This window comes from Acinetobacter sp. SH024 (genome assembly GCF_000163635.1).
GTDB lineage: Bacteria > Pseudomonadota > Gammaproteobacteria > Pseudomonadales > Moraxellaceae > Acinetobacter > Acinetobacter pittii.
On sequence record NZ_GG753604.1, the window covers coordinates 216,139 to 236,208 of the forward strand.

Consider the following 20,070-nt stretch of genomic DNA (forward strand, 5'->3'; position numbering starts at 1 on the left):
CAACCATTTCTTAAAATAAGCGCCATTGTAATGCAATTTTTGTCCCTTGCGTAAAAGTTCTCAGGGAATTGCTCCAAATGACATTGTATGAAGTAAATCGCCACTTTATACTGCGTAAAATTGGAAGCAAGTGTAAGCAATTCATGCTTTAGGGAAGCTGGTGAAAGTCCGGCACTGCCCCCGCAACGGTAACAATGTAAAGCATATTTTTTAAGTCGTTCTCGACTTACACCACTGCAGTAATGTGGGAAGGTGAATATGTCCATAAATTAAATATGGCGCTGAAGTCCGGAGACCTACTTGTTTCATCTATCTACCCGATCATTCACGTGGGGTGAATGTATGGAGCATGTTATGTCTAAGTCTTTTCAACCTACTCGTCTGGTAGGGGCTATCGCTATTGCGATGGGGTTTTCACCTGTTATTTTTGCTGAAGATACAACGAATGTAACTCAGCTTGATCCAATTGTAGTGACTGCTTCCAAAAGTGCTGAAAAAGCGAGTGAAGTTCCGGCGCGTATTTCAGTGATTTCAAAAGAAGAAATTGAAAAAAATCCTATTTCAAATTTATCTAGTATCTTACAAAAAGATGCATCTATTTATATCAAACAAAATGGTGGTCTTGGACAAGGCACTAATCTTTTGATTCGTGGTACAAATCCAAATCATGTACTGTTATTAAAAGATGGAGCACGTCTAAATACTCCAAATACCCTTTCTCCGATCTATCCTGAACTTTTAGATACAACTAATCTTGACCGCATTGAAATCTTAAAAGGTCCTGCATCAGTTCAATATGGTACTGATGCGATTGGCGGTGTGATCCAAATGATTACATCTTCACCTGAAAGAAACTCTGCATTCGTTACAGGTATTTATGGTGAAGATAATACTTATAAAGCGATTATTGGAACAGATTTAGTCAGCAATGAAGGGTTCTTTGCTCAAATTCGTGGGCAAAGTATGGAAAGTGATGGAACGCATATTTTCAACACTCAACCAGACAATTTAAAAGCTGCTTATGATCAAAAAGGTTATAGCGCAAAAATAGGTTATGACAACAAGAACAACCTAAATGCAAATGTTGAAATTTCTCAAAACAAGGGTGCTAATAATTATTCAGACAATGGTGGCATAAGCAATACAGCTAAACGTGAGTTTGACAATCAATTATTCAGCACTAGAGTCGAATATAAACCGACATCTAATATCACTATCAATACAAGATATTCTAATTTTAAAGATACACAAGATTATCGTGAATCATCACCTTATCATGCCGACACTAAACGCAATGAAGGTGATTTAAATGTTAAGTGGCAATTTACACAGGCACAAAATATCTTGGTTGGAGCAAGCATTGATAATACAGAGTATCAAGATGCCTCCATTTTAAATGGAAAGCAAGATATTGACTCTACTGGCTATTATCTACAACATCAATATAAAACTGATAAAATCAGCACGCAATTAGGCGTCCGCCTCGAAGATAATGAAAAATTTGGAACACATAATGTAGGACAAGGGGCTATTCGTTACTTTGTATTACCGTCAACCAGTATATATGCAAATATCGGAACAGCATTTAGAGCTCCTTCACTTACTGAATTGTATTATCACAGCGAAGCGGATTATGGTTCTTTTGGAATTTATCATACTTATGGGAATACTGATCTAAAACCAGAAGAAAGTACTTCATATGAAATTGGCTTAGATCATCAGTTTACTCCTGCATTAACAGCATATTTATCGGCATACAAAACAGACGTCAAAAATTTAATTGCCTCAACTTCAAGCTTTGATGTTGCAACTAATACAACGACAAGTACTTATGAAAATCTAAACAAAGCACAATTTTCTGGAGGAGAAGTTGGATTTAAATGGAAACAAGATGATCTATTTTTATCGACTGAATATGCCTATGTAAAAACTGAGAATAAAGAAACTGGTTTAGAAATTGCTTATCGACCTAAACAAACACTTACCTTAACTACAGGCTTAGAAAATGCTGTTTACGGTGTTAGCGCTTCTGTTATTGCCCGCTCTAGCTCTAATGCGCAGAATAGCTCTAATCCACAAAAAGTACCAGGCTATGCTACTGTCGATTTAAATGCTTACTGGAATATCAATCCAAACGTTAAAGTATTTACTAATATCGAAAATGTAGGTGATGCTGAATATAAAACAGTTTACAACTTTAGTAACTGGTATGTGAACGGTGGACGTCAAGCTTCTGTTGGCGTAACTTTCCGTTATTAATTTCTCACGCCAACTATAAAAATATTTTCTTAACTCCAGTTTCGGGGTAATGTTCTGACCGACATTATCCCTTTTTTATGTTCAGGATATCCATCATGGGACACCGTTTAAGCAAAATCTATACACGCACAGGCGACTCAGGTACAACAGGTTTAGGCGATGGTTCTCGTGTTGCCAAGGACGATTTACGAATTGCAGCACTTGGTGATGTTGATGAACTCAACGCCATTATTGGGGTACTTCGTGCTCAAATCACAGATAGCCAAGTAACTAATAAGGCTGATTGGGATAAAAGCTTAAGTCTGATTCAACATTGGCTTTTTGATTTAGGTGGAGAGGTTTGTATTCCAAACTACAATCTACTCCAGCCCGTTTGTATTGAATTTCTTGAAAAAGAAATTGACCGTATGAATGAAGACTTACCGATGCTTAAGGAGTTTATTCTACCGTCTGGTTCTTTATCTTGTAGTTATGCTCATCAAGCCCGTGCCGTTTGCCGCCGTGCAGAACGATCGCTCATGTCAGTACAAACTCGTGATCAAAATATTCAAGCTACAGCACTCCAACTTTTAAACCGTCTATCTGACTGGTTATTTGTCGCATCGCGTGCTTTACAGCGTGCCGAAGGCGGACAAGAAGTACTTTGGCAAAAAAATATTAATGAGATTATTTAAAAATAGATTAGATTAAACATGGTCTCTACTCTTTTTAAAGAGACCATAGTTAAAATATTTCATAGAAGAAAATTATGCGCATTATTGGCCATCGTGGTGCACGCCGAGAAGCTCCTGAAAATACACTTGGTGGGTTTCAGCACATAAAAAATTTAGGTATTCGTGGTATCGAATTTGATATTCGTCAGCTTCAAGACCAAGAGTTAGTTGTTATTCATGATGACAATTTTTTGCGTACAGCTGGAGTCGATCAAATTGTAGAGCAATCGACTTTGGCTCAAGCGTTGTCATTCGATCATCGGCAAGGCTGGCCCAATTGGCCAACTTCTGAACCAACACCGACCCTTACAGGTGTTTTAAACTTACTTGATAATTTTGATCATATTGAAGTTGAAGTTAAAGCTGTAAGAGATATGGCATTGGCCGAAAAGCTCGTTCAAAAGCTTGAGACGGAATTACAGGGCTTTGAAAAAGTCGTAACCATCACAAGTTTTGATCTTCAAATTCTAACCGCCTTACGCGATATAAACTCTCAATTTAAACGCGGATTGTTAGTTGAACTTCCTGTTGGGGCAACGGCAATTGAACTCGCGCATCAATATGGTTGCGGTCATATTGGTTGGCATGATCAGCTGGCAACAGATGAAATGATCCAACTGTCTCATCAAGCTGGTTTGAACATTAGTGTCTGGACAGTCAATGATGTAGAAAGAGCAAAAAGGCTGCGTGATTTAGAAATTCAGGGCTTAATTACAGATATTCCAACCACGATGTTAGAAGCTCTATAAATATAAAAAAGGTGGTAAAAACCACCTTTTATTTCTTTTGTGCCTGAATGAGGCGCTGACCACTCTGGTCAAGTAGATATAGCGTATTACCTACGAGTTGGAAGCGTTGAATACGTTGCAAAGCATCTACCAGCTCTGCTTCTTGAGCCAAAGCACCATCACAGCTTGAATGGCCTGCATTTACTTGCATATCAAGTTTTTGCTGACTGAAATTAAATGTATAACGGCCAAAAACAGCATTACAGCCAGTATGTCCCGATACTGTTTTGACTGCTGAGTTCAGTGAAAGAGTAGGCCATTGGTTAAAAAATTTTGCCTTATGACCACTGATCTGAGTGATCTGCCAATCAATATCTTGAATGCCATCTGGACTCACTCTCTTTTTTACAACAGGTGCTTGAGTCTGATGAACTGTTCTTTTTGTTTGAACTTTTTTCGTAGTTTGTTCGGGTGCACTTTGACATGCGGCTAATACAAGACTGATTGTGACCAAGACACACTTCAATGATAATTTTCTTGAAATATCAATGCTGTTCTTTTTTTTCAATCGTTGTACATTCATTAAACAACTTCTCCTGCTTGAAAAACTCTTTGACATAGTTTAATTCTGTTACGGTTCTTTCAATACATCTGTACAATAATGCTAGTGATTCTCACTAAGCACGTGCTAATATGAAGGATAGAATAGCAATATATCTTGATGATTGGTTTTGCTATGTCGTTTTGTCTTTGTACCTTGTTTCACAAGGATTCTAGGAGCGCTGCCGGATATGACTTCCGCCCCACTCAAAGCCCCAATTAACTGGACCGCTAGCATTACCTTAATTGGTTTACCAATTCTTGCCGCAATCATAATCCCGATTTATGCGTATTATTATGATTTTAGTGTAAGCGCATGGGTAAGCTTATTTTTTCTTTTAGCTCTAAGTAGTATGGGGATTACTGCTGGTTACCATCGCCTTTGGGCTCACCGAGCTTATGAAGCGTCGTTACCGCTTAAAATTCTTTTAATGATCGGTGGAACATTTGCCGTACAAAATAGTATTTTGTTCTGGGCATCTGGTCACCGTACTCACCATCGACATGTTGATGATGTTGATGAAGATCCGTATTCGATTGAGCGTGGTTTTTGGTATGCCCATATGGGTTGGATGATCCGCGATCATTCGCCATCTGAGCCAGACTTTAAAAATGCACCAGACCTACTCAATGATAAACTGGTCATGTTCCAACATAAATATTACGCGCTACTTGTAGTTGCAGTTCATGTTGGTATTTTAGGTTTAATTGGTTGGGCAACAGGTGATCTATGGGGTGTAGTTCTCCTAGGTGGTCTCTTACGTTTAATCATTAGCCATCAAGTTACATTCTTTATTAACTCGCTTTGCCATATGTTTGGTAAACGTCCTTATACAGACGAAAACTCAGCACGTGATAATTTCTGGTTAGCCATTGCCACTTGGGGCGAGGGTTACCACAACTATCACCATATCTTCCAATACGACTATCGTAATGGTGTGAAATGGTGGCAATATGACCCAACAAAATGGTTGATCTGGTCATGTTCTAAAATTGGTTTAGCTAAAAATTTACGTCGTATTCCAAGCTTTAATATTAAAAAAGCAGAACTGGCGATGAAATTTAAATACGCTGAACAAGACCTCGCTATTTATGGTCATGATGTAAATGCAGACATTACTCAAATGAAGCAACGTATTGCACAAGAGTACGAAGCATTTACACACACCTTAAATGATTGGGCAAAACTTAAAGAACAAGAGTTACAAGCTAAAAAAGCAGCAATGGCTGAAAAGATTCATAGAATGGATCATAAGCTTAAAGTTGATTTTCAATTGCTTGAACACCGTTTAAGTCATCACCGCGAATGCTTAGAAACACTGATGCGTAGTGTTAAAAAGAATACCAACGTGGTGTCAGACTAAAATAAATTCTGATTTAAAATAGCTCTTTCGGGAGCTATTTTTATGCCTGCTTTTTAACTGTGTTATAGTGAAATCCGCTCTCTCTATTTTGCTAAGCCTATGCAGTTTAATCCGCTCTACCCTTCACTTCCGTCTAAATTATTTCATGTTCAGCAGCCATCACCCTTACTTGGTGCAAAAGCAGGACATTTTAACAGTGCTTTGGCTGATGAACTGCAATGGTCAGAAGACGATAAAAATGCATGGGTTGAGATCTGTAGTGGACAGCGTACATTCCCTGAATTCCCGTCTCTTGCGATGGTCTATGCTGGCCACCAATTCGGACAATGGGCAGGACAACTCGGCGATGGACGTGGCTTACTGATTGCGCAAATACTGAATACAAAGGGCCAAACCATCGACCTTCATCTCAAAGGTGCAGGTCCTACGCCTTATTCAAGAATGGGAGATGGGCGAGCAGTATTACGTTCTGTGGTCCGTGAATATTTAGCAGGACATGCTCTAAATGCTTTAGGCGTCGCATCTAGTCATGCAGTCGGTTTTACAACCTCGACTCAAGGTGTACAGCGTGAAAAACTAGAGTTAGGCGCAATGCTACTTAGAACATCTGAATGTCATATTCGTTTAGGACACTTCGAATGGATTAATCAATATGCGCCTGAGTTGCTGTCAGAATTCACTCAAAAATGTATTGAATGGCATTATCCAGAATGCTTAGAAACTGAAAATCCAATTTTATCCTTTGCCAAAAAGGTAGTTGAACGTACTGCAATTATGATTGCGAAATGGCAATTGGTTGGATTTGCTCATGGAGTGATGAATACCGATAACTTAAATATTACAGGTTCAACACTCGATTTTGGGCCATATGGTTTTATGGAGCGTTTCCGCCCCAACTGGATCAACAATCACTCGGACTACCAAGGCCGTTATACTTATCAAAATCAACCGAGTATAGGTCATTGGAACTTATGGACGTGGTTAAACAATTTAATCCCTCTCGCTGAGCCTGAACAAAAAGATGAGTTTAAAGAAGAGTTAGCACGTTGCTTAGAACAATTTGAACCAATCTTTTTAGAACACTATGGACAAGGTTTATGTCAAAAAATGGGACTTCCCCATTTCCACAAAGACAGCCTTGATTGTAGTTTTGCATTTTTAAGAATCTTACAAACTGAACAACTCGATTACACTCAAAGTTTTATTCGTCTTCAAAATAAAGAATACAAAGCTTTACGAGATGATTGTCTTGATATTCGACAGTTTGATGAGTTTCTTAGCAAATATGAAAGCATTCGTGAACATCAAGATATTGATGAGCTGGATGCAAATATGCAAAAAGCAAATCCAGTTTATATTTTACGTAATCACATGGCACAGCGTGCTATTGAAGCAGCTGAACGAGATGATTTTAGTGAAGTAGATCGTTTATTTAAGCTACTTAATCACCCATACACAAGACAACCAGAGCTTGAGCAACCACAAGACTTAGGGCCATTACCAAGTGATGTTCCAGATGTAGCAGTGAGCTGTTCATCTTAATATTAAAAAACTAAACTCTCTTAAGCCACTTAGCTTAAGAGAGTTTCTTACACATCAAAGAATAATATATGAAAATTAACCCCCTCATTATTTGCACACTTCTTATCGTTCCACTGGGAATCGCTTTTTATAATTATGAAAAATATTTACCGACTTTTACGTCAAGCCATCAAGCGCTCTCAAATGAAGAGATCCAAGAAATAATCAAGACCAAGCCTGTTACCTCAATTGAAGTGTTTAAAAACCAACGCCTACTTCTGCTCAAGAGTAATCAGGACGTGATTCGGCAATATCCGATTCGTCTCGGTTTTAATCCCAAAGGACATAAACACTTTGAAAATGATGGTAGAACACCTGAAGGGATTTATTCTATAGATTGGCGAAACTCACAAAGTGCTTACTATAAATCTTTGCATATTTCCTATCCCGATGCGAAAGATATTGCTTATGCCAAGCAACATAATCAACCAACGGGAGGAGATATCATGATTCATGGATCTGTTCCGAAATCATTACTCTCGATGCCTTTTAGCTCGACTTACATGCCCCATAAGGATTGGACGTTAGGATGTATCGCGGTTAGAAATGTAGATATAGATGAAATTTGGCAATTAGTACCCAATCATACCAAGATTATAATTTATCCATAAAATCTTTAAAACTATCCACATTTTCTGTGGATAACATTGTGGTTATCCACAGAATAACTTTTATGAAGACTTACTCTTCAGGATATTCGAAGCGATAACCTACACCATAAACGGCTTGAATCCATTCATGACGGTTACCAGTTTCAGCCGCTTCACTAATTTTTCGGCGCAAGTTTTTGATATGGCTGTCAATCACACGATCGGCAACATCAAAGCTGTCCGGATTAATGTGATCCAATAATTGTGCACGTGAATAAACTTGCCCCACATGCTCTAAAAATAGCTCAAGTAAGCGAAATTCGGTTGGCGTTAAGCTCAACGATTTTTGTTGATACCAAATTCTTTGTTGTGCTTTATCGATGCGGAAAGAATCATTTTGCTCAGGCTCTGCCTTACGCTCTAAACGGCGTAAAACAGCTTGTACACGAGCCACCAACTCTTTTGGGCTAAATGGTTTACATACGTAATCATCAGCCCCCATGTTAAGACCTAATACTCGGTCAATTTCTTCGGTACGGGCAGTGACCATAATAATCGGTAAATCTGATTGTTCACGAACTTTACGGCAAATCGTTAAACCATCCATTCGTGGAACCATTAGGTCCAGAATCATCAAATTTGGTTTACGTTGCTGGAAACTCGCATAGGCATCTTGACCATCATGAAACATACTTACTTCAAAACCGGCAGCTTCAAGATAATCACGCACCAAATGCGCCAATTCGACTTCATCTTCAACCAACATCACATGTTTCATGAGATATTTTTCCTTTTATATTTAACTCTGCTTTTTAAAAGTAAGTACACAACGTAAACCACCTAATGGTGAATGTTCAAAACTGAGTGTACCACCAAGCGCCTGCGCAATCTTACAAGACAAAGCTAAGCCCAGCCCTGTTCCACCTGTACTACGCGTACGCGAATCATCTACGCGATAGAAACGTTCACCTAAACGGGATAACTGCTCATCACTTAAACCATAAGGACTATCATCGACATATAACGTCCACTCTTGAGGAGTCTGACTTGTATGAATATGAATTTTGCCACCTGTTTCTGTGTAACGAATACTATTACTAATTAAATTAACAATAATCTGTTTAAACCGATCACGGTCTAATAATAGCGGAGAACTTGTTCCTTCAACCTGAATTTCGAGACCAGCCTGCTCAAGTTTGGGTTTAAAGTTTTCAACTTCTTGTAGTACCACTTCCCATGGATTTACAGAGCTCAAATAACACTTAAGCTGCTGAGCATCTGCCTGTGCCAAGTCTGCAAGGTCTTGGGTCAATTTTTTCAAGCTTGAAACCTGACGCATCATTGCATCTAAATGTTCAGGTGTGGCTTTTCGGATCCCGTCCTGCATAGCTTCAATTTGTGCTTGCAATACAGCCAAAGGCGTTTTTAATTCATGAGAAGTATCAGCCACCCATTGTCGTCGTGACTCTTCATGCTGATGTAAAATCTCTGCCAAATGGTTCAACTGGGTTGATAAATCACCTAGCTCATCATTTCGCTTAATGACCACTTGGTGTTGATAATTTCCTTTGGTTAATTCATTAGTTGCATTTAATAAACGCTGAATTGGCTTTTTAAAATAAGTCGCCATTAACAGTGCTGCAACTAAACTTGATAGTAAGGTTAAAGCATAGATTAAGAGTAAATAACGCTTTTGATTACTAAAGAAATTAATACTCAAAGCGTCTTCTTTATCTAAAACAGGCTTTAAACCTAAATATCCCACGACTTTATTATTTAAAATAATCGGGCGAAATGACATCTGATCTGATGAAGGCGGTTCACCTACCACAAACTGGTGCTGTGCATCATATAGAGATAAACGCGAACTCAATCCTAAACGGTCTGGTAAAGCGATAAAACGTTTCTTCCCATTTTGGGTTTCAATATCTTTTAAGCTTCCCTTCTTTGATTTATTTTTATCATCACTTGGGCGAAACTGATTTGCGCTTAAAGGGAAACGTAGCCCTTCAAAGGGTTGATACTGGGAAGGTAAATTTTGCTCGAGTGCTCTTAATTCCTCATCACTAAAAATAGTATTTTTATTTGTCGGTGCAACTTGCGGTGAAATATTAATGAGCGCGTGTTCATCAAAAGAATGCTGCTGTATGGCAATGTCATATTGACGACGAAGCCACCACTGCGAGAGACGATCATAGTCATCGGGAGCCGCGGTTCCTTCGATTTGTAAAATCTGTGCCTGAATCGCATTCCCCCAATCATGGTACACCGTATAGACATCGCCAAGATTGGTAATGAGGCGGTCTAGTTTCTGCATTTCAACGTCAGCTACATATTTGGCAAAGTTCTTTTGCATTGTCCAGTGCAAAACGCTCAAGCTTGCAGTCGCAATAAGCAATGTGGTGAGCAAGACTGTCAAAAATAACCGTAATGCAATGGGAACACGTAGAACGTTCAAAAGCACTCTCTCATTTTTACGCTATATTTTGCATTGTAACCAACAACGAAAAGAAAAACTCTCCATTGTTTCTACATCTTTATTATCTAATCTTTAACCCATCAGTAAACACAACATCAAAGGGCTTTAGATATGAAAATGACGGCAAAAATTGCATTATTCAGTGCGGCAATTGTAACAATGGGAAGTTTGGCTGCGTGTCAATCGACAACTCAACCACCTAAACCAGAGCATGGAATGATGCAAGATGGCCCACGTGAGGGGCACCACCGTATGAAGCACCGTGAATTTACTCCAGAACAAAAAGCTGCATGGGAACAGCACCGCGCAGAACGTAAAGCTCGCTTTGAACAAATTCAAAAAGCATGTGATGGTAAGGCCAATGGACAACCCGTAAGTGTTCAAGTTGGGGATAAGACACTTGAAGGGACTTGTAACCTTCGTTTTGAACCTAAACGCCCTCAACCACCTGTTAATGCCCCTGCTCCTGCACCAGTTCAAGCAAAATAATTCTAAAAATCATAAAACAAAAGGCGCCTATAGGCGCCTTTTGTTTATACATAAGTGTTTACGATTTTGACTATTTGTATCATATAAACATAACCAAAAGTATTTACACTCAAAGCACTTACATAGTTTCAGCATTTTTTTCTTGACTTTGCAGTCACAAAGTAAAGGTCCTGAGGTGCTTGTACAGTTATGCAAGTTGTTGCACGATGTAATAGTCCAAGGTGCCTCATGGCACATTATCATAGATTAAGATTATAACTCTGGTTTCACCAGTATTGAGGAACCCGATATGCCACAATACAAAGCGCCCTTACGTGATATGCAATTCGTTTTGCATGAATTATTAAATGCTGAAGAACACTATGCAAAATTACCTGATTTCCAAGGTAACGTAAGCCGTGAATTGGTTGATCAATATTTAGAAGCTGCGGCGGATTTCTGTGAAAATGAACTTTCTCCTTTAAACCAAGTTGGCGACCGCGAAGGTTGTACTTGGAATGATGGCGTAGTCACTACTCCAACAGGCTTTAAAGAAGCTTATCAAAAATATATTGAACTTGGCTTTCCGTCTTTATCAGCAGAAGAACAATACGGTGGTCAGGCCTTACCTAACTCTTTAGGTATCGCAATTTCTGAAATGGTAGGTAGCTCTAACTGGGCATGGGGCATGTACCCAGGCTTGTCTCACGGAGCTGTACGTACATTAGAACATCACGGTTCTGATGAACAAAAAAATACTTATTTACCAAACCTTGTTTCAGGTGTTTGGACAGGTACGATGTGCTTAACTGAGTCTCATGCAGGTTCAGATTTAGGTATTATCCGTACTAAAGCAGAACCAAATGCTGATGGTAGCTATGCAATCTCTGGCGAGAAAATCTTTATCTCTGCTGGTGAACATGACATGGCTGAGAATATCATCCATATCGTTCTTGCTCGCCTACCTGGTGCACCCAAAGGTACTAAAGGTATCTCATTATTCATCGTTCCTAAATTCAATGTAAATGCAGATGGATCTATTGGCGAACGTAATGCGGTACGTTGTGGTTCTATCGAACACAAAATGGGTATTCATGGTAACGCAACTTGTGTCATTAACTTTGACCAAGCTAAAGGTTACTTGATTGGACCTGAAAACCGTGGTTTGAACTGTATGTTCACCTTCATGAACACAGCACGTATTGGTACTGCTGTTCAAGGTTTAGCAGCGTCTGAGTCATCTTTCCAAGGTGCGTTGACTTACGCGAAAGAACGTTTAGCAATGCGTTCACTTTCTGGTCCTAAAGCTCCAGAAAAAGAAGCAGATCCTATTATCGTTCACCCTGCTGTTCGTAACATGCTTTTAACTCAAAAAGCGTTTGCTGAAGGCGGTCGTGCCCTTGTTTACTTACTTGCTCAATACGCAGATATCGTTGAAAAAGGCGAAACTGAAGAAGAGCGTAAGTTTGCTGACAACATCTTGTCTTTATTGACTCCAATTGCAAAAGCATTCTTAACTGAAACAGGTTCTGAATCTGCTAAGCACGGTGTACAAGTCTTCGGTGGTCATGGTTTTATTTCTGAGCATGGCATGGAGCAAATCGTACGTGATACACGTATTGCTTGCTTGTATGAAGGTACAACTGAAATCCAAGCACTTGATTTGTTAGGTCGTAAAGTATTGCAAACTCAAGGTGCAATGCTACGTGACTTCACTAAGATCATCCATAAATTCGTAGAAGCAAACAAAGACAACGCTGCTATGAAAGAATTTGTTGAACCGCTTGCGGCGCTTAACAAAGAATGGGGCGATCTTACTATGCAAATCGGTATGCGTGCGATGCAAAACCCAGATGAAGTCGGTGCTGCTGCTGTAGATTACCTATACTTCGCAGGTTATATCACTTTAGCTTACCTATGGGCTCGTATGGCGCTTGTAGCACAAGAGAAATTGGCAGAAGGTACAACCGATGTTGACTTCTACAATGCGAAAGTAACTACTGCTCGTTTCTACTTCAAGAAAATCTTGCCACGTGTACGTTCTCACGTAGATGTGATCGCTGGTGGTCTAGATCCATTAATGTCATTAGACGCTGAACATTTCGCTTTCTAACCATAGTTAGTTGCGATATGCAATGTTAAAAAACAAAAAAGGACTGCTCAGTTTTGACGGTCCTTTTTTTATAAAATCAATGATAAATTTACACTTTAAATTCCATATCCATTTCGTTTTACAGGATATCTAGCACAGGCCAATGTGCACAAAAAAGGTGAACGATTATGCCAATTTACAATGCTCCTTTAGCTGATATGAAATTCATCTTAAATGATGTATTTAAAGCAGAACAATTTTGGCAGTCTAATGAGAAACTCGCTCATGTAGATGCTGCAACAGCTGAAGCAATTTTAGAAGAAATGGCTAAATTTGCTCAGAACGTGACTCATCCATTAAACCGTACCGGTGACGAAGAAGGTGCTCGCTATGAAAACGGCGAAGTATTCACACCAGCTGGTTTTAAAGATGCATTTCGTCAATATGCAGAAGGTGGTTGGATTGGATTAGGTGCCGATGAAGAATGGGGCGGTCAAGGCATGCCAAAAATGCTCACCGTTCTTTCTGATGAAATGTTATTTGCGACTAACCCATCCTTCATGCTTTACCCGCTACTTTCAGTAGGTGCTGGTATGGCTTTAAGCAGCTACGCATCTCAAGAACAAAAAGAAACTTATTTACCTAAGATTTATTCAGGTGAATGGTCAGGTACCATGTGCTTAACCGAGCCACATGCAGGTACTGACTTAGGGATTATCAAAACTAAAGCAGAACGTAATGAAGACGGTACTTATAACATTACAGGTACTAAAATTTTCATTACTGGCGGTGACAACGATTTAGCAGAAAACATCATTCACTTGGTACTTGCTAAAACTCCAGATGCCCCTGCTGGTTCACGTGGTATCTCGTTATTTATCGTACCGAAATACCTTGTAAATGAAGATGGTTCTTTAGGCGACCGTAACCATGTTGGCCCAGGTTCTATTGAACATAAGATGGGTATCAAAGCATCTGCAACTTGTGTGATGAACTTTGATGGAGCTAAAGGTTACCTCGTTGGTAAAGAAAACGAAGGCCTTGCTGCAATGTTCGTGATGATGAACTACGAACGTTTATCAATGGGTATTCAAGGTTTAGGTGCATCTGAATTTGCTTATCAAAATGCTGCTCAATACGCGACTGACCGTTTACAAGGTCGTAGTGCAGCTGGTGTTCAATCACCAAACAAACCTGCTGACAGCATTTTAGTGCATGGTGATGTACGTCGTATGTTGTTAAATGTACGTGCCAATAATGAAGTATCTCGTGCATTTGCTGTCTATGTAGGTCAACAACTCGATATTACTAAATTCTCAACTGATGCAGCAGCAGTGAAAAAAGCCAATGACCGCGTTGCGCTTTTAACTCCAATTGCAAAAGCTTACCTCACAGATACAGCATTCCAAGCAACTTTAGATGCTCAAATGGTATTTGGTGGTCACGGCTATATCCGTGAATGGGGTATGGAACAATGTATTCGTGACCTTCGCATTGCTCAAATCTACGAAGGAACCAACGGCGTTCAATCTCAAGATTTAATTGGTCGTAAAACCATTAAATGTGGCGGTGCATTCATTGCTGAATACATCACTGAAATCCGTGACTTTGCAAATGACCTAGACACTGACTTGAACTTCATTAAAGATGCAACTTTAGATGCTGCAACTGAAATTGAAGCAATCACTCAGTTTATTATTGAGCAAGCTGCTGAAAATGTAGAGTTCCCGAACTCAGCTGCGGTTGATTATTTACATGCGGTTGGTTTACTCAGCTTCTCATACATGTTTGCAAAAATTGCTGCCGCTGCTAAAGATAAGTCTGGTGATTTCTACCAAAACAAACTTGCTTTGGCTCAGTACTTTGTTGAACGTATCTTGCCGGATATTGATGCACGTATTGCTAAAATCAAAGCTGGTTCTGACTTAATTATGGGCTTTAGTGAAGATTACTTTACAAATCAAGCTTAATTAAGTTCTTTATAAAAAAACGCCTGAATAATCAGGCGTTTTTTATTTCTAATCATAAAAGATAGATAACTTTTAAGTTTTTAATTTCTCGACCAAGAAGTCAGCAGTAATATTGACACTGGGTAAAAGCCCTCGTCTTGTCAACATCAATAAACTTGTCGTTACGCTACCAGCAGACCAGTCTGGCAAAACATGAATTAAGCTACCCTCAGATAGTTCATTCATACAAAAAGTTTCAGGTAAAAGCGTAATACCCAATCCCCTTTTTGCAGCCCCCTTTAAGATCTCCGACTCATTTGCTACAAAGCGGATGTTTGGACGTACTATCTCTTTCTGACCATTTATATTTTGAAAATGCCATGGATTCATTTGCAATTCAGGCCATAAGCCTTCGTGTTTAAGCAAATCTTCTGGTGTATGTATAGGAGCCGTTTTCTTTAAATATGTAGATGCTGCAACAGCAATAATTTTGTCATTTTTAAGTACACGTTGAATTAATCCAGAATCCGGCAGTGGTTGAAAATGACTACGGATCACAATATCAAAGTTTTCGCTCATAACATCAACGTAACGATCAGTTACCTCTACTTGTAATAACAACTTAGGATAACGTTCTGCAAGTTCAGGCAAACAATCAGATAGAAGATACTGAGCAATGGGCACAGAAGCACTGAGCCTGACTACACCACTTGGTTCTTGTTGTTGTATTAATAGATTTTCTTCTGCATAACGAAACTCATCTACTGCATTTTTGGCATGTTGATAAAACAGTTTTCCTGATTCGCTTAAGACAAAACTACGTGAACTACGATGAATTAACGTTAAGCCCAGCTTATTTTCTAATATTGCAACACGCTTACTAATAGTTGATTTAGGTAAATTGAGCTGTTTAGCTGCGGCAGAAAATCCTTGATGCTCTACAGCAACAACAAAGAGATAAACATCATTCAAGTTTTGTCTAAGTAGCATTATTCAATGTCCATATATGTAGACAATAAGTTTCATAATACCTGACTACTAGAAACTTTTCTGTCGACTTATGATGATTTTACATATCAAAAAAGAGTAATCATCATGTCAACTTTCACTTTATTTTATGGCGTCCCTTCTGGCTGCTCATTTGGTTCAATTGTTGCCTTGGAATGGTCAGGTTTACCTTATCAACTCTGTAGAATTGAGATGCCGGCTCAGTGTAATACCGAGGAATACCGCAGAATTAATCCAATGGGTGAAACGCCTGCACTGCTCTACGATAATGGTAAAGTTTTAACGGAAAGCATGGCTATCTTGAACCATGTCATGGCAAAAAGCCTGAATGCGGCTTTTCATTATGAACAAGGAACAGAACAATTTAATCTCTTTAATCAGAAACTAGCTTTTTTGAATACGACTTTATTCAATGCATTTAGCCCTCTCTGGTATAGTCTTGAATATTCTTCATCAGAAAGTGATAAACAAGCATTACGTGAATATGGAGCAGTCCAAGTTAAAAAAGCATTTACCGCTTTAGAAAATAGCCTGATAAATCAAACTTGGCTAATGGGCGATCAATTGTCTTTTGTAGACGGATACTACGCAGGTATCGCACGATGGTTGAAATATCATAATGTTATTGATATTGATCAATTTCCAAACTGCAAACGACTTTATGAACAATTACAAAATGAAGCGGCGGTTAAATTTGCGCATGCAATAGAACAAGAACAATCCGTAAAGAGTACAGGTAACTTTTTAGGCCATATTGCATTTGAAGATGTCATTCAACAATATAAAAATTGAAATAGTCTTTGTAATTATAGTGGATATCACCTTACTACCTGAGTTGAATTAAATCTTCATAAAATCGCCTGAATAATCAGGCGTTTTTTTATTTTGTATTTACTATTTCCATTGGCACAAAATTTGTTTAATTTCTAAACATTACGAAGTGAACAAAAGATCTTATTATGCCTGATCCTAAAAAATACGAACGAATACTTGACCGTTTCGGACATTACGCCGTAGAAGCCTTCCATTATTTAGCCTTATTTATTATCGGGTGTATGGTGGCATGGTCGGCAGCCAATACGGTTTTTGAAATTCTGACCGTCAAAAAGTATGCTTCAATTGATGATATTTTATTATTATTTATTTACTTAGAGCTTGGAGCAATGGTTGGAATTTACTTTAAAACCAATCACATGCCTGTACGATTTCTTATTTATGTCGCGATTACGGCCTTAACCCGTCTACTCATTTCAGATATTCAACATGATCATAAAGCGGATATCGATCAAGTCATTATTACGGGCTCAATTTTGATTTTAGCCTTATCTATTTTAGTCGTTCGATTTGCTTCATGGCACTACCCATCAGTGATGAAAGAGAAACATGCAAAAACTTCTAATAATTTGAAAACCCCTCAACCGCAAGATGACGAGTTGGCATAAAAAAGGCCTCAATATCGAGGCCTTTCTATTTTTACATTTAACGAACTCGGTAAATGTTATGTCTTGAGTCTACTAATAAGTATTGATTAGGGGTTTTAACCCAGTGGTATCCACGTGGTGGCGCGTATAAACGGTGCGCTCTCCAGTCCGAAACATAATAACGGCTATGGCGATATTGGGTAGGAATACGTTCACCACGTTTAAAAGCAACATAGTTACCATAATGCTTACCACGATCAGCATTTGACCAAACTGGTGCTCGGTGATCATTACGATAATCATGACGGCGGTCATCACGATGCTCATATCGATCATAGTTTTTGCCATGGTCATTGTTCCAACGGTGTCCAGAATCGGCCATCGCGGTAGCTGATATACCTAACATTAATGTTGAAAGTACAAGAACGATTGGCTTTTTCATGGCCTATTTCCTTTTAATCTTGATATGAAGCTAGATTAAAAGAGACTCAAGGAGAAACCATGAATAAAACCGCTTTGATTGCTAAACTTTGTAATGACTATAAAGAAAATATGAAGAATCTGTATCTGTGCTACCATTAGCATTTTTCAAACTAGGTCAATTGCTGTGTCTGAAATCAGTTTTGAGCGTCTTCATCAATTTTTTTGCAAAGTTCCAAGTGTACAAGAAGCCCGTATTATGGCTCATGGAGCAGATGGCGAACATGCTTGGTGGTTTAAGTTCAGTATTGACGTAGAGCATGCGCTTGCATGGCAAACAGTTCAAGAACTAGGTCATGTTTTAAATTATCTATCGACGAATGAACGCCTACCCACATTATTCTTTCCTGTTTCACCACCACCTTATATGAACGGTGAAGCGAAAGACTTTTTATCATGGATTATTCAATGTAATCATCCTGAATTCTCTCCGGATGTGGTTTGTGATTGGCTTGAAGCGCGTTTGCCGAATCCTGTTGACGATGAGTCGCAGTGGAAAATTAAGACGGATTTGAGTGAAATAGAAAAGTTAGATGATAAAGCGTTGGATCAATTGATTCCGCCAGCGCCTTAAAATATTCAAAGTTTTATTTTCTATTTTTAATTAGCACGACAGGGTCTTACCGCTTTAATTTCTATTTGTAGTAGCTAATTCGTTACTTTGGTTTCGCCCAAAGTAACCAAAAGCATTTGTCATCCACAAAACCTGTTCACTGTTTTCGCTTATCTAATTTTATTGCAAAAACAATTTAATCTCAGATTTTGGGCAGGTTGTGGATGACTCTAGGCACAAGCCATTTTTGGAAAACTCCAAAGATAGTGATTAAAAAGTCGATAACCCTGACCATTCCATAAAACGATAAATCCAATACTTCACTTTAGACTCATCTGCATACTTCGCGTAATCCACGCTCATCTGTCTATCTTTTAGGTTTGACCACGAGGTATTGAAGTAATCTTGCGCATCTTTAAAAACTTGATCTTGAACTTTGCCAATGACCAACATATCCGTTTCAAGGTTGTAATTTTTTAAATTACGGGCCGTAAAGTTGGCGGATCCTACAATCAACTCAGCGTGTTGGGCGTTATATTTCAAGATCATTTTGCTATGGTTCTGCTCGCCATGAGTATCACACCAACGGATTGGAATACCGACAGCATGCAACTCTGAAGCCACCTGACGGTTTGGAATACCATTCTTTTGTCGACCAAATGCATCTTTATTTGGATCAAGTAAAACACGAACAATAACACCTCGTTCTTGAGCACTTTTTAGAGCTTTAATAATCTTACGTTCAGACAAATAGAACATACTTAAATCAAGATGTTCTTTAGGTTTAGCCGTATTAATTAATTTTAATACAGCTTCATAGATTGCGCCTTCAGTTAACACCTGCACTTGAGGCTTGCTAACGTCTTTTTCAAAGTCACCTAAAATGAGCGATGGAGAGCTACTGCCTGACATTTGTGCAACGGCAGCTTCAGTTTGGAGAACATCAGCAGCTGTTGCCCCTGTTACAACCAACGCGACATTAGAGTGTCTAGAACTACCATCGTGTGGATTTGCTGAGGTCACCAATGACTTCCAACCAGCATCGGTATCGACCACAACAGTCTTACGGTGATTGGCCTTAAAATTAAATAAGTTTAGATAGCTGCGCAGTGTAATTTTTTCATCACCGAATGGATTCGGTAACCAGCCCTTTTCAGGGTTATTACCAATATTTTGACAGCAGATGTACCAGAAGCCTGACCAGAATGGGTTAGAAGCTCGTAAAGGGGCTAAATTCGTTTCAATCACATCAACACCTGCCTGACGTAACTGACGGTAGTGTTCAGGGCTGATACCACCATAAACCGAGTTAATCGGGTCGGTAATCATAACGATCTGAATTTGGCGGTTCTGTCTTTTCTTACTTACTAATGCATCGGTTAGCTCTTGCATTAATGGTCTTTGCTTGAGTTTTGAGTCACCCACTTCTGAATTAAACAAGAACATATCCACCACAATCGTGGTTTTTGCCTCATCAATCATTTTCAAAATTTCATCAAAAATATGCTGGTCAACCTGCTGTTGTCCTTTTGCATCAAGATAAGTTTTGTCTGCTAAAAATTTGACATCGGCATGTCTAAGCTTGCCACTAAAGTTAATCCCTTGTGGTAATGGTTTTACTGTGTGGTAAATCGCTGATGCAAGATATGCAATAGCAACAACGCAAAGTAATACCGCCATATAACGACGCCCTGACCAATTTATTTTTTGATGAATTCGTTGAAAAATACGCATAAAAAAGACCTAACTTGATGCTTTCAAATTAGGTCTTTTGGATTGATTTTT

The 20,070-nt window shown here is 38.9% G+C and carries 18 protein-coding genes and 1 riboswitch; of the genes, 12 read left to right on the forward strand and 6 right to left on the reverse strand.

Translation table 11 applies throughout. From position 1 onward, the window contains the following. Nucleotides 1-111: 111 nt before the first annotated feature. A riboswitch (cobalamin riboswitch) is annotated at nt 112-319 on the forward strand. Nucleotides 320-342: 23 nt separating this feature from the next. The 3 genes from HMPREF0013_RS22050 to HMPREF0013_RS22060 all read left to right on the forward strand — a co-directional run bounded on the left by HMPREF0013_RS22050 (nt 343) and on the right by HMPREF0013_RS22060 (nt 3,721). Next, on the forward strand, nt 343-2,259 hold the full coding sequence (locus HMPREF0013_RS22050) for a TonB-dependent receptor plug domain-containing protein (RefSeq protein WP_078210297.1): 1,917 nt from the start codon (nt 343-345) through the stop codon (nt 2,257-2,259). 95 nt (nt 2,260-2,354) lie between these two features. Continuing rightward, nucleotides 2,355-2,933 (forward strand): cob(I)yrinic acid a,c-diamide adenosyltransferase, encoded by a 579-nt coding sequence (locus HMPREF0013_RS22055; RefSeq protein ID WP_005804706.1) that lies wholly within the window; start codon nt 2,355-2,357, stop codon nt 2,931-2,933. Between the two features lie 74 nt (nt 2,934-3,007). Continuing rightward, nucleotides 3,008-3,721, forward strand: coding sequence for a glycerophosphodiester phosphodiesterase (locus HMPREF0013_RS22060; protein ID WP_005804707.1), 714 nt, complete (start codon nt 3,008-3,010; stop codon nt 3,719-3,721). A 28-nt stretch (nt 3,722-3,749) separates the two neighbouring features. Here HMPREF0013_RS22060 and HMPREF0013_RS22065 read toward each other — a convergent pair whose 3' ends face one another. Then, nucleotides 3,750-4,283 carry an META domain-containing protein gene (locus tag HMPREF0013_RS22065; protein WP_017400285.1) on the reverse strand — a complete coding sequence of 178 codons (534 nt, stop codon included), beginning with the start codon at nt 4,281-4,283 and terminating at the stop codon, nt 3,750-3,752. A 208-nt stretch (nt 4,284-4,491) separates the two neighbouring features. Here HMPREF0013_RS22065 and HMPREF0013_RS22070 point away from each other — a divergent pair, with 208 nt between their 5' ends. The 3 genes from HMPREF0013_RS22070 to HMPREF0013_RS22080 all read left to right on the forward strand — a co-directional run bounded on the left by HMPREF0013_RS22070 (nt 4,492) and on the right by HMPREF0013_RS22080 (nt 7,856). After that, entirely contained in the window at nt 4,492-5,664 is a 1,173-nt protein-coding gene (locus tag HMPREF0013_RS22070; protein WP_002116208.1) for an acyl-CoA desaturase, read from the forward strand. A gap of 99 nt (nt 5,665-5,763) precedes the next feature. After that, on the forward strand, nt 5,764-7,206 hold the full coding sequence (locus HMPREF0013_RS22075) for a protein adenylyltransferase SelO (protein ID WP_005804709.1): 1,443 nt from the start codon (nt 5,764-5,766) through the stop codon (nt 7,204-7,206). A gap of 68 nt (nt 7,207-7,274) precedes the next feature. After that, nucleotides 7,275-7,856 (forward strand): L,D-transpeptidase family protein, encoded by a 582-nt coding sequence (locus HMPREF0013_RS22080; RefSeq protein WP_017400286.1) that lies wholly within the window; start codon nt 7,275-7,277, stop codon nt 7,854-7,856. A gap of 70 nt (nt 7,857-7,926) precedes the next feature. Here the strand turns inward: HMPREF0013_RS22080 and HMPREF0013_RS22085 are convergent, their stop codons facing one another. Together HMPREF0013_RS22085 and baeS are read right to left on the reverse strand one after the other, a co-directional pair. Continuing rightward, nucleotides 7,927-8,613, reverse strand: coding sequence for a response regulator (locus HMPREF0013_RS22085; protein ID WP_002116101.1), 687 nt, complete (start codon nt 8,611-8,613; stop codon nt 7,927-7,929). Nucleotides 8,614-8,634: 21 nt separating this feature from the next. Next, nucleotides 8,635-10,293, reverse strand: a complete 1,659-nt coding sequence (baeS, locus tag HMPREF0013_RS22090) for a sensor histidine kinase efflux regulator BaeS (protein ID WP_005064224.1) — start codon at nt 10,291-10,293, stop codon at nt 8,635-8,637. 132 nt (nt 10,294-10,425) lie between these two features. On the opposite strand from baeS, the gene HMPREF0013_RS22095 reads away from it, so the two are divergent. The 3 genes from HMPREF0013_RS22095 to HMPREF0013_RS22105 all read left to right on the forward strand — a co-directional run bounded on the left by HMPREF0013_RS22095 (nt 10,426) and on the right by HMPREF0013_RS22105 (nt 14,844). Then, on the forward strand, nt 10,426-10,803 hold the full coding sequence (locus tag HMPREF0013_RS22095) for a hypothetical protein (RefSeq protein ID WP_005804711.1): 378 nt from the start codon (nt 10,426-10,428) through the stop codon (nt 10,801-10,803). A 289-nt stretch (nt 10,804-11,092) separates the two neighbouring features. Continuing rightward, nucleotides 11,093-12,895, forward strand: coding sequence for an acyl-CoA dehydrogenase C-terminal domain-containing protein (locus HMPREF0013_RS22100; protein ID WP_005804712.1), 1,803 nt, complete (start codon nt 11,093-11,095; stop codon nt 12,893-12,895). Nucleotides 12,896-13,062: 167 nt separating this feature from the next. Next, nucleotides 13,063-14,844, forward strand: coding sequence for an acyl-CoA dehydrogenase C-terminal domain-containing protein (locus tag HMPREF0013_RS22105; protein ID WP_005804713.1), 1,782 nt, complete (start codon nt 13,063-13,065; stop codon nt 14,842-14,844). A gap of 72 nt (nt 14,845-14,916) precedes the next feature. Here the strand turns inward: HMPREF0013_RS22105 and HMPREF0013_RS22110 are convergent, their stop codons facing one another. Beyond that, nucleotides 14,917-15,795: a LysR substrate-binding domain-containing protein gene (locus HMPREF0013_RS22110; protein ID WP_078210307.1), complete on the reverse strand. Its 879-nt coding sequence runs from the start codon at nt 15,793-15,795 to the stop codon at nt 14,917-14,919. Nucleotides 15,796-15,918: 123 nt separating this feature from the next. Between HMPREF0013_RS22110 and HMPREF0013_RS22115 the strand changes: the two genes are divergently transcribed. Together HMPREF0013_RS22115 and HMPREF0013_RS22120 are read left to right on the forward strand one after the other, a co-directional pair. Next, complete coding sequence (locus HMPREF0013_RS22115) at nt 15,919-16,623, forward strand: glutathione S-transferase family protein (protein ID WP_005804714.1); 705 nt, start codon at nt 15,919-15,921, stop codon at nt 16,621-16,623. A 167-nt stretch (nt 16,624-16,790) separates the two neighbouring features. Beyond that, nucleotides 16,791-17,273 (forward strand): phosphate-starvation-inducible protein PsiE, encoded by a 483-nt coding sequence (locus HMPREF0013_RS22120; RefSeq protein ID WP_002116490.1) that lies wholly within the window; start codon nt 16,791-16,793, stop codon nt 17,271-17,273. Nucleotides 17,274-17,310: 37 nt separating this feature from the next. On the opposite strand, the gene HMPREF0013_RS22125 is transcribed toward HMPREF0013_RS22120, so the two are convergent. Beyond that, the gene (locus HMPREF0013_RS22125) at nt 17,311-17,694 is read right to left on the reverse strand and encodes an RcnB family protein (protein WP_005804715.1); all 384 of its coding nucleotides are present in this window, start codon (nt 17,692-17,694) and stop codon (nt 17,311-17,313) included. A gap of 165 nt (nt 17,695-17,859) precedes the next feature. Here HMPREF0013_RS22125 and HMPREF0013_RS22130 point away from each other — a divergent pair, with 165 nt between their 5' ends. Then, the gene (locus tag HMPREF0013_RS22130; RefSeq protein ID WP_002116392.1) at nt 17,860-18,306 is read left to right on the forward strand and encodes a hypothetical protein; all 447 of its coding nucleotides are present in this window, start codon (nt 17,860-17,862) and stop codon (nt 18,304-18,306) included. 249 nt (nt 18,307-18,555) lie between these two features. Here the strand turns inward: HMPREF0013_RS22130 and HMPREF0013_RS22135 are convergent, their stop codons facing one another. Further along, a complete protein-coding gene (locus HMPREF0013_RS22135; RefSeq protein WP_005804716.1) occupies nt 18,556-20,019 on the reverse strand; it encodes a phospholipase D family protein in 1,464 nt (487 codons plus the stop codon). Nucleotides 20,020-20,070: the final 51 nt, after the last annotated feature.

Coding starts and splice junctions, on each gene's coding strand:
- HMPREF0013_RS22060 (WP_005804707.1), top strand. CDS start 3,008: ATGCGCATTATTGGCCATCGTGGTGCACGCCGAGAAGCTCCTGAAAAT.
- HMPREF0013_RS22070 (WP_002116208.1), top strand. CDS start 4,492: ATGACTTCCGCCCCACTCAAAGCCCCAATTAACTGGACCGCTAGCATT.
- HMPREF0013_RS22075 (WP_005804709.1), top strand. CDS start 5,764: ATGCAGTTTAATCCGCTCTACCCTTCACTTCCGTCTAAATTATTTCAT.
- HMPREF0013_RS22115 (WP_005804714.1), top strand. CDS start 15,919: ATGTCAACTTTCACTTTATTTTATGGCGTCCCTTCTGGCTGCTCATTT.
- HMPREF0013_RS22055 (WP_005804706.1), top strand. CDS start 2,355: ATGGGACACCGTTTAAGCAAAATCTATACACGCACAGGCGACTCAGGT.
- HMPREF0013_RS22085 (WP_002116101.1), bottom strand. CDS start 8,613: ATGAAACATGTGATGTTGGTTGAAGATGAAGTCGAATTGGCGCATTTG.
- HMPREF0013_RS22125 (WP_005804715.1), bottom strand. CDS start 17,694: ATGAAAAAGCCAATCGTTCTTGTACTTTCAACATTAATGTTAGGTATA.
- HMPREF0013_RS22105 (WP_005804713.1), top strand. CDS start 13,063: ATGCCAATTTACAATGCTCCTTTAGCTGATATGAAATTCATCTTAAAT.
- HMPREF0013_RS22120 (WP_002116490.1), top strand. CDS start 16,791: ATGCCTGATCCTAAAAAATACGAACGAATACTTGACCGTTTCGGACAT.
- HMPREF0013_RS22050 (WP_078210297.1), top strand. CDS start 343: ATGGAGCATGTTATGTCTAAGTCTTTTCAACCTACTCGTCTGGTAGGG.
- HMPREF0013_RS22100 (WP_005804712.1), top strand. CDS start 11,093: ATGCCACAATACAAAGCGCCCTTACGTGATATGCAATTCGTTTTGCAT.
- HMPREF0013_RS22095 (WP_005804711.1), top strand. CDS start 10,426: ATGAAAATGACGGCAAAAATTGCATTATTCAGTGCGGCAATTGTAACA.
- HMPREF0013_RS22080 (WP_017400286.1), top strand. CDS start 7,275: ATGAAAATTAACCCCCTCATTATTTGCACACTTCTTATCGTTCCACTG.
- HMPREF0013_RS22135 (WP_005804716.1), bottom strand. CDS start 20,019: ATGCGTATTTTTCAACGAATTCATCAAAAAATAAATTGGTCAGGGCGT.
- HMPREF0013_RS22065 (WP_017400285.1), bottom strand. CDS start 4,283: ATGAATGTACAACGATTGAAAAAAAAGAACAGCATTGATATTTCAAGA.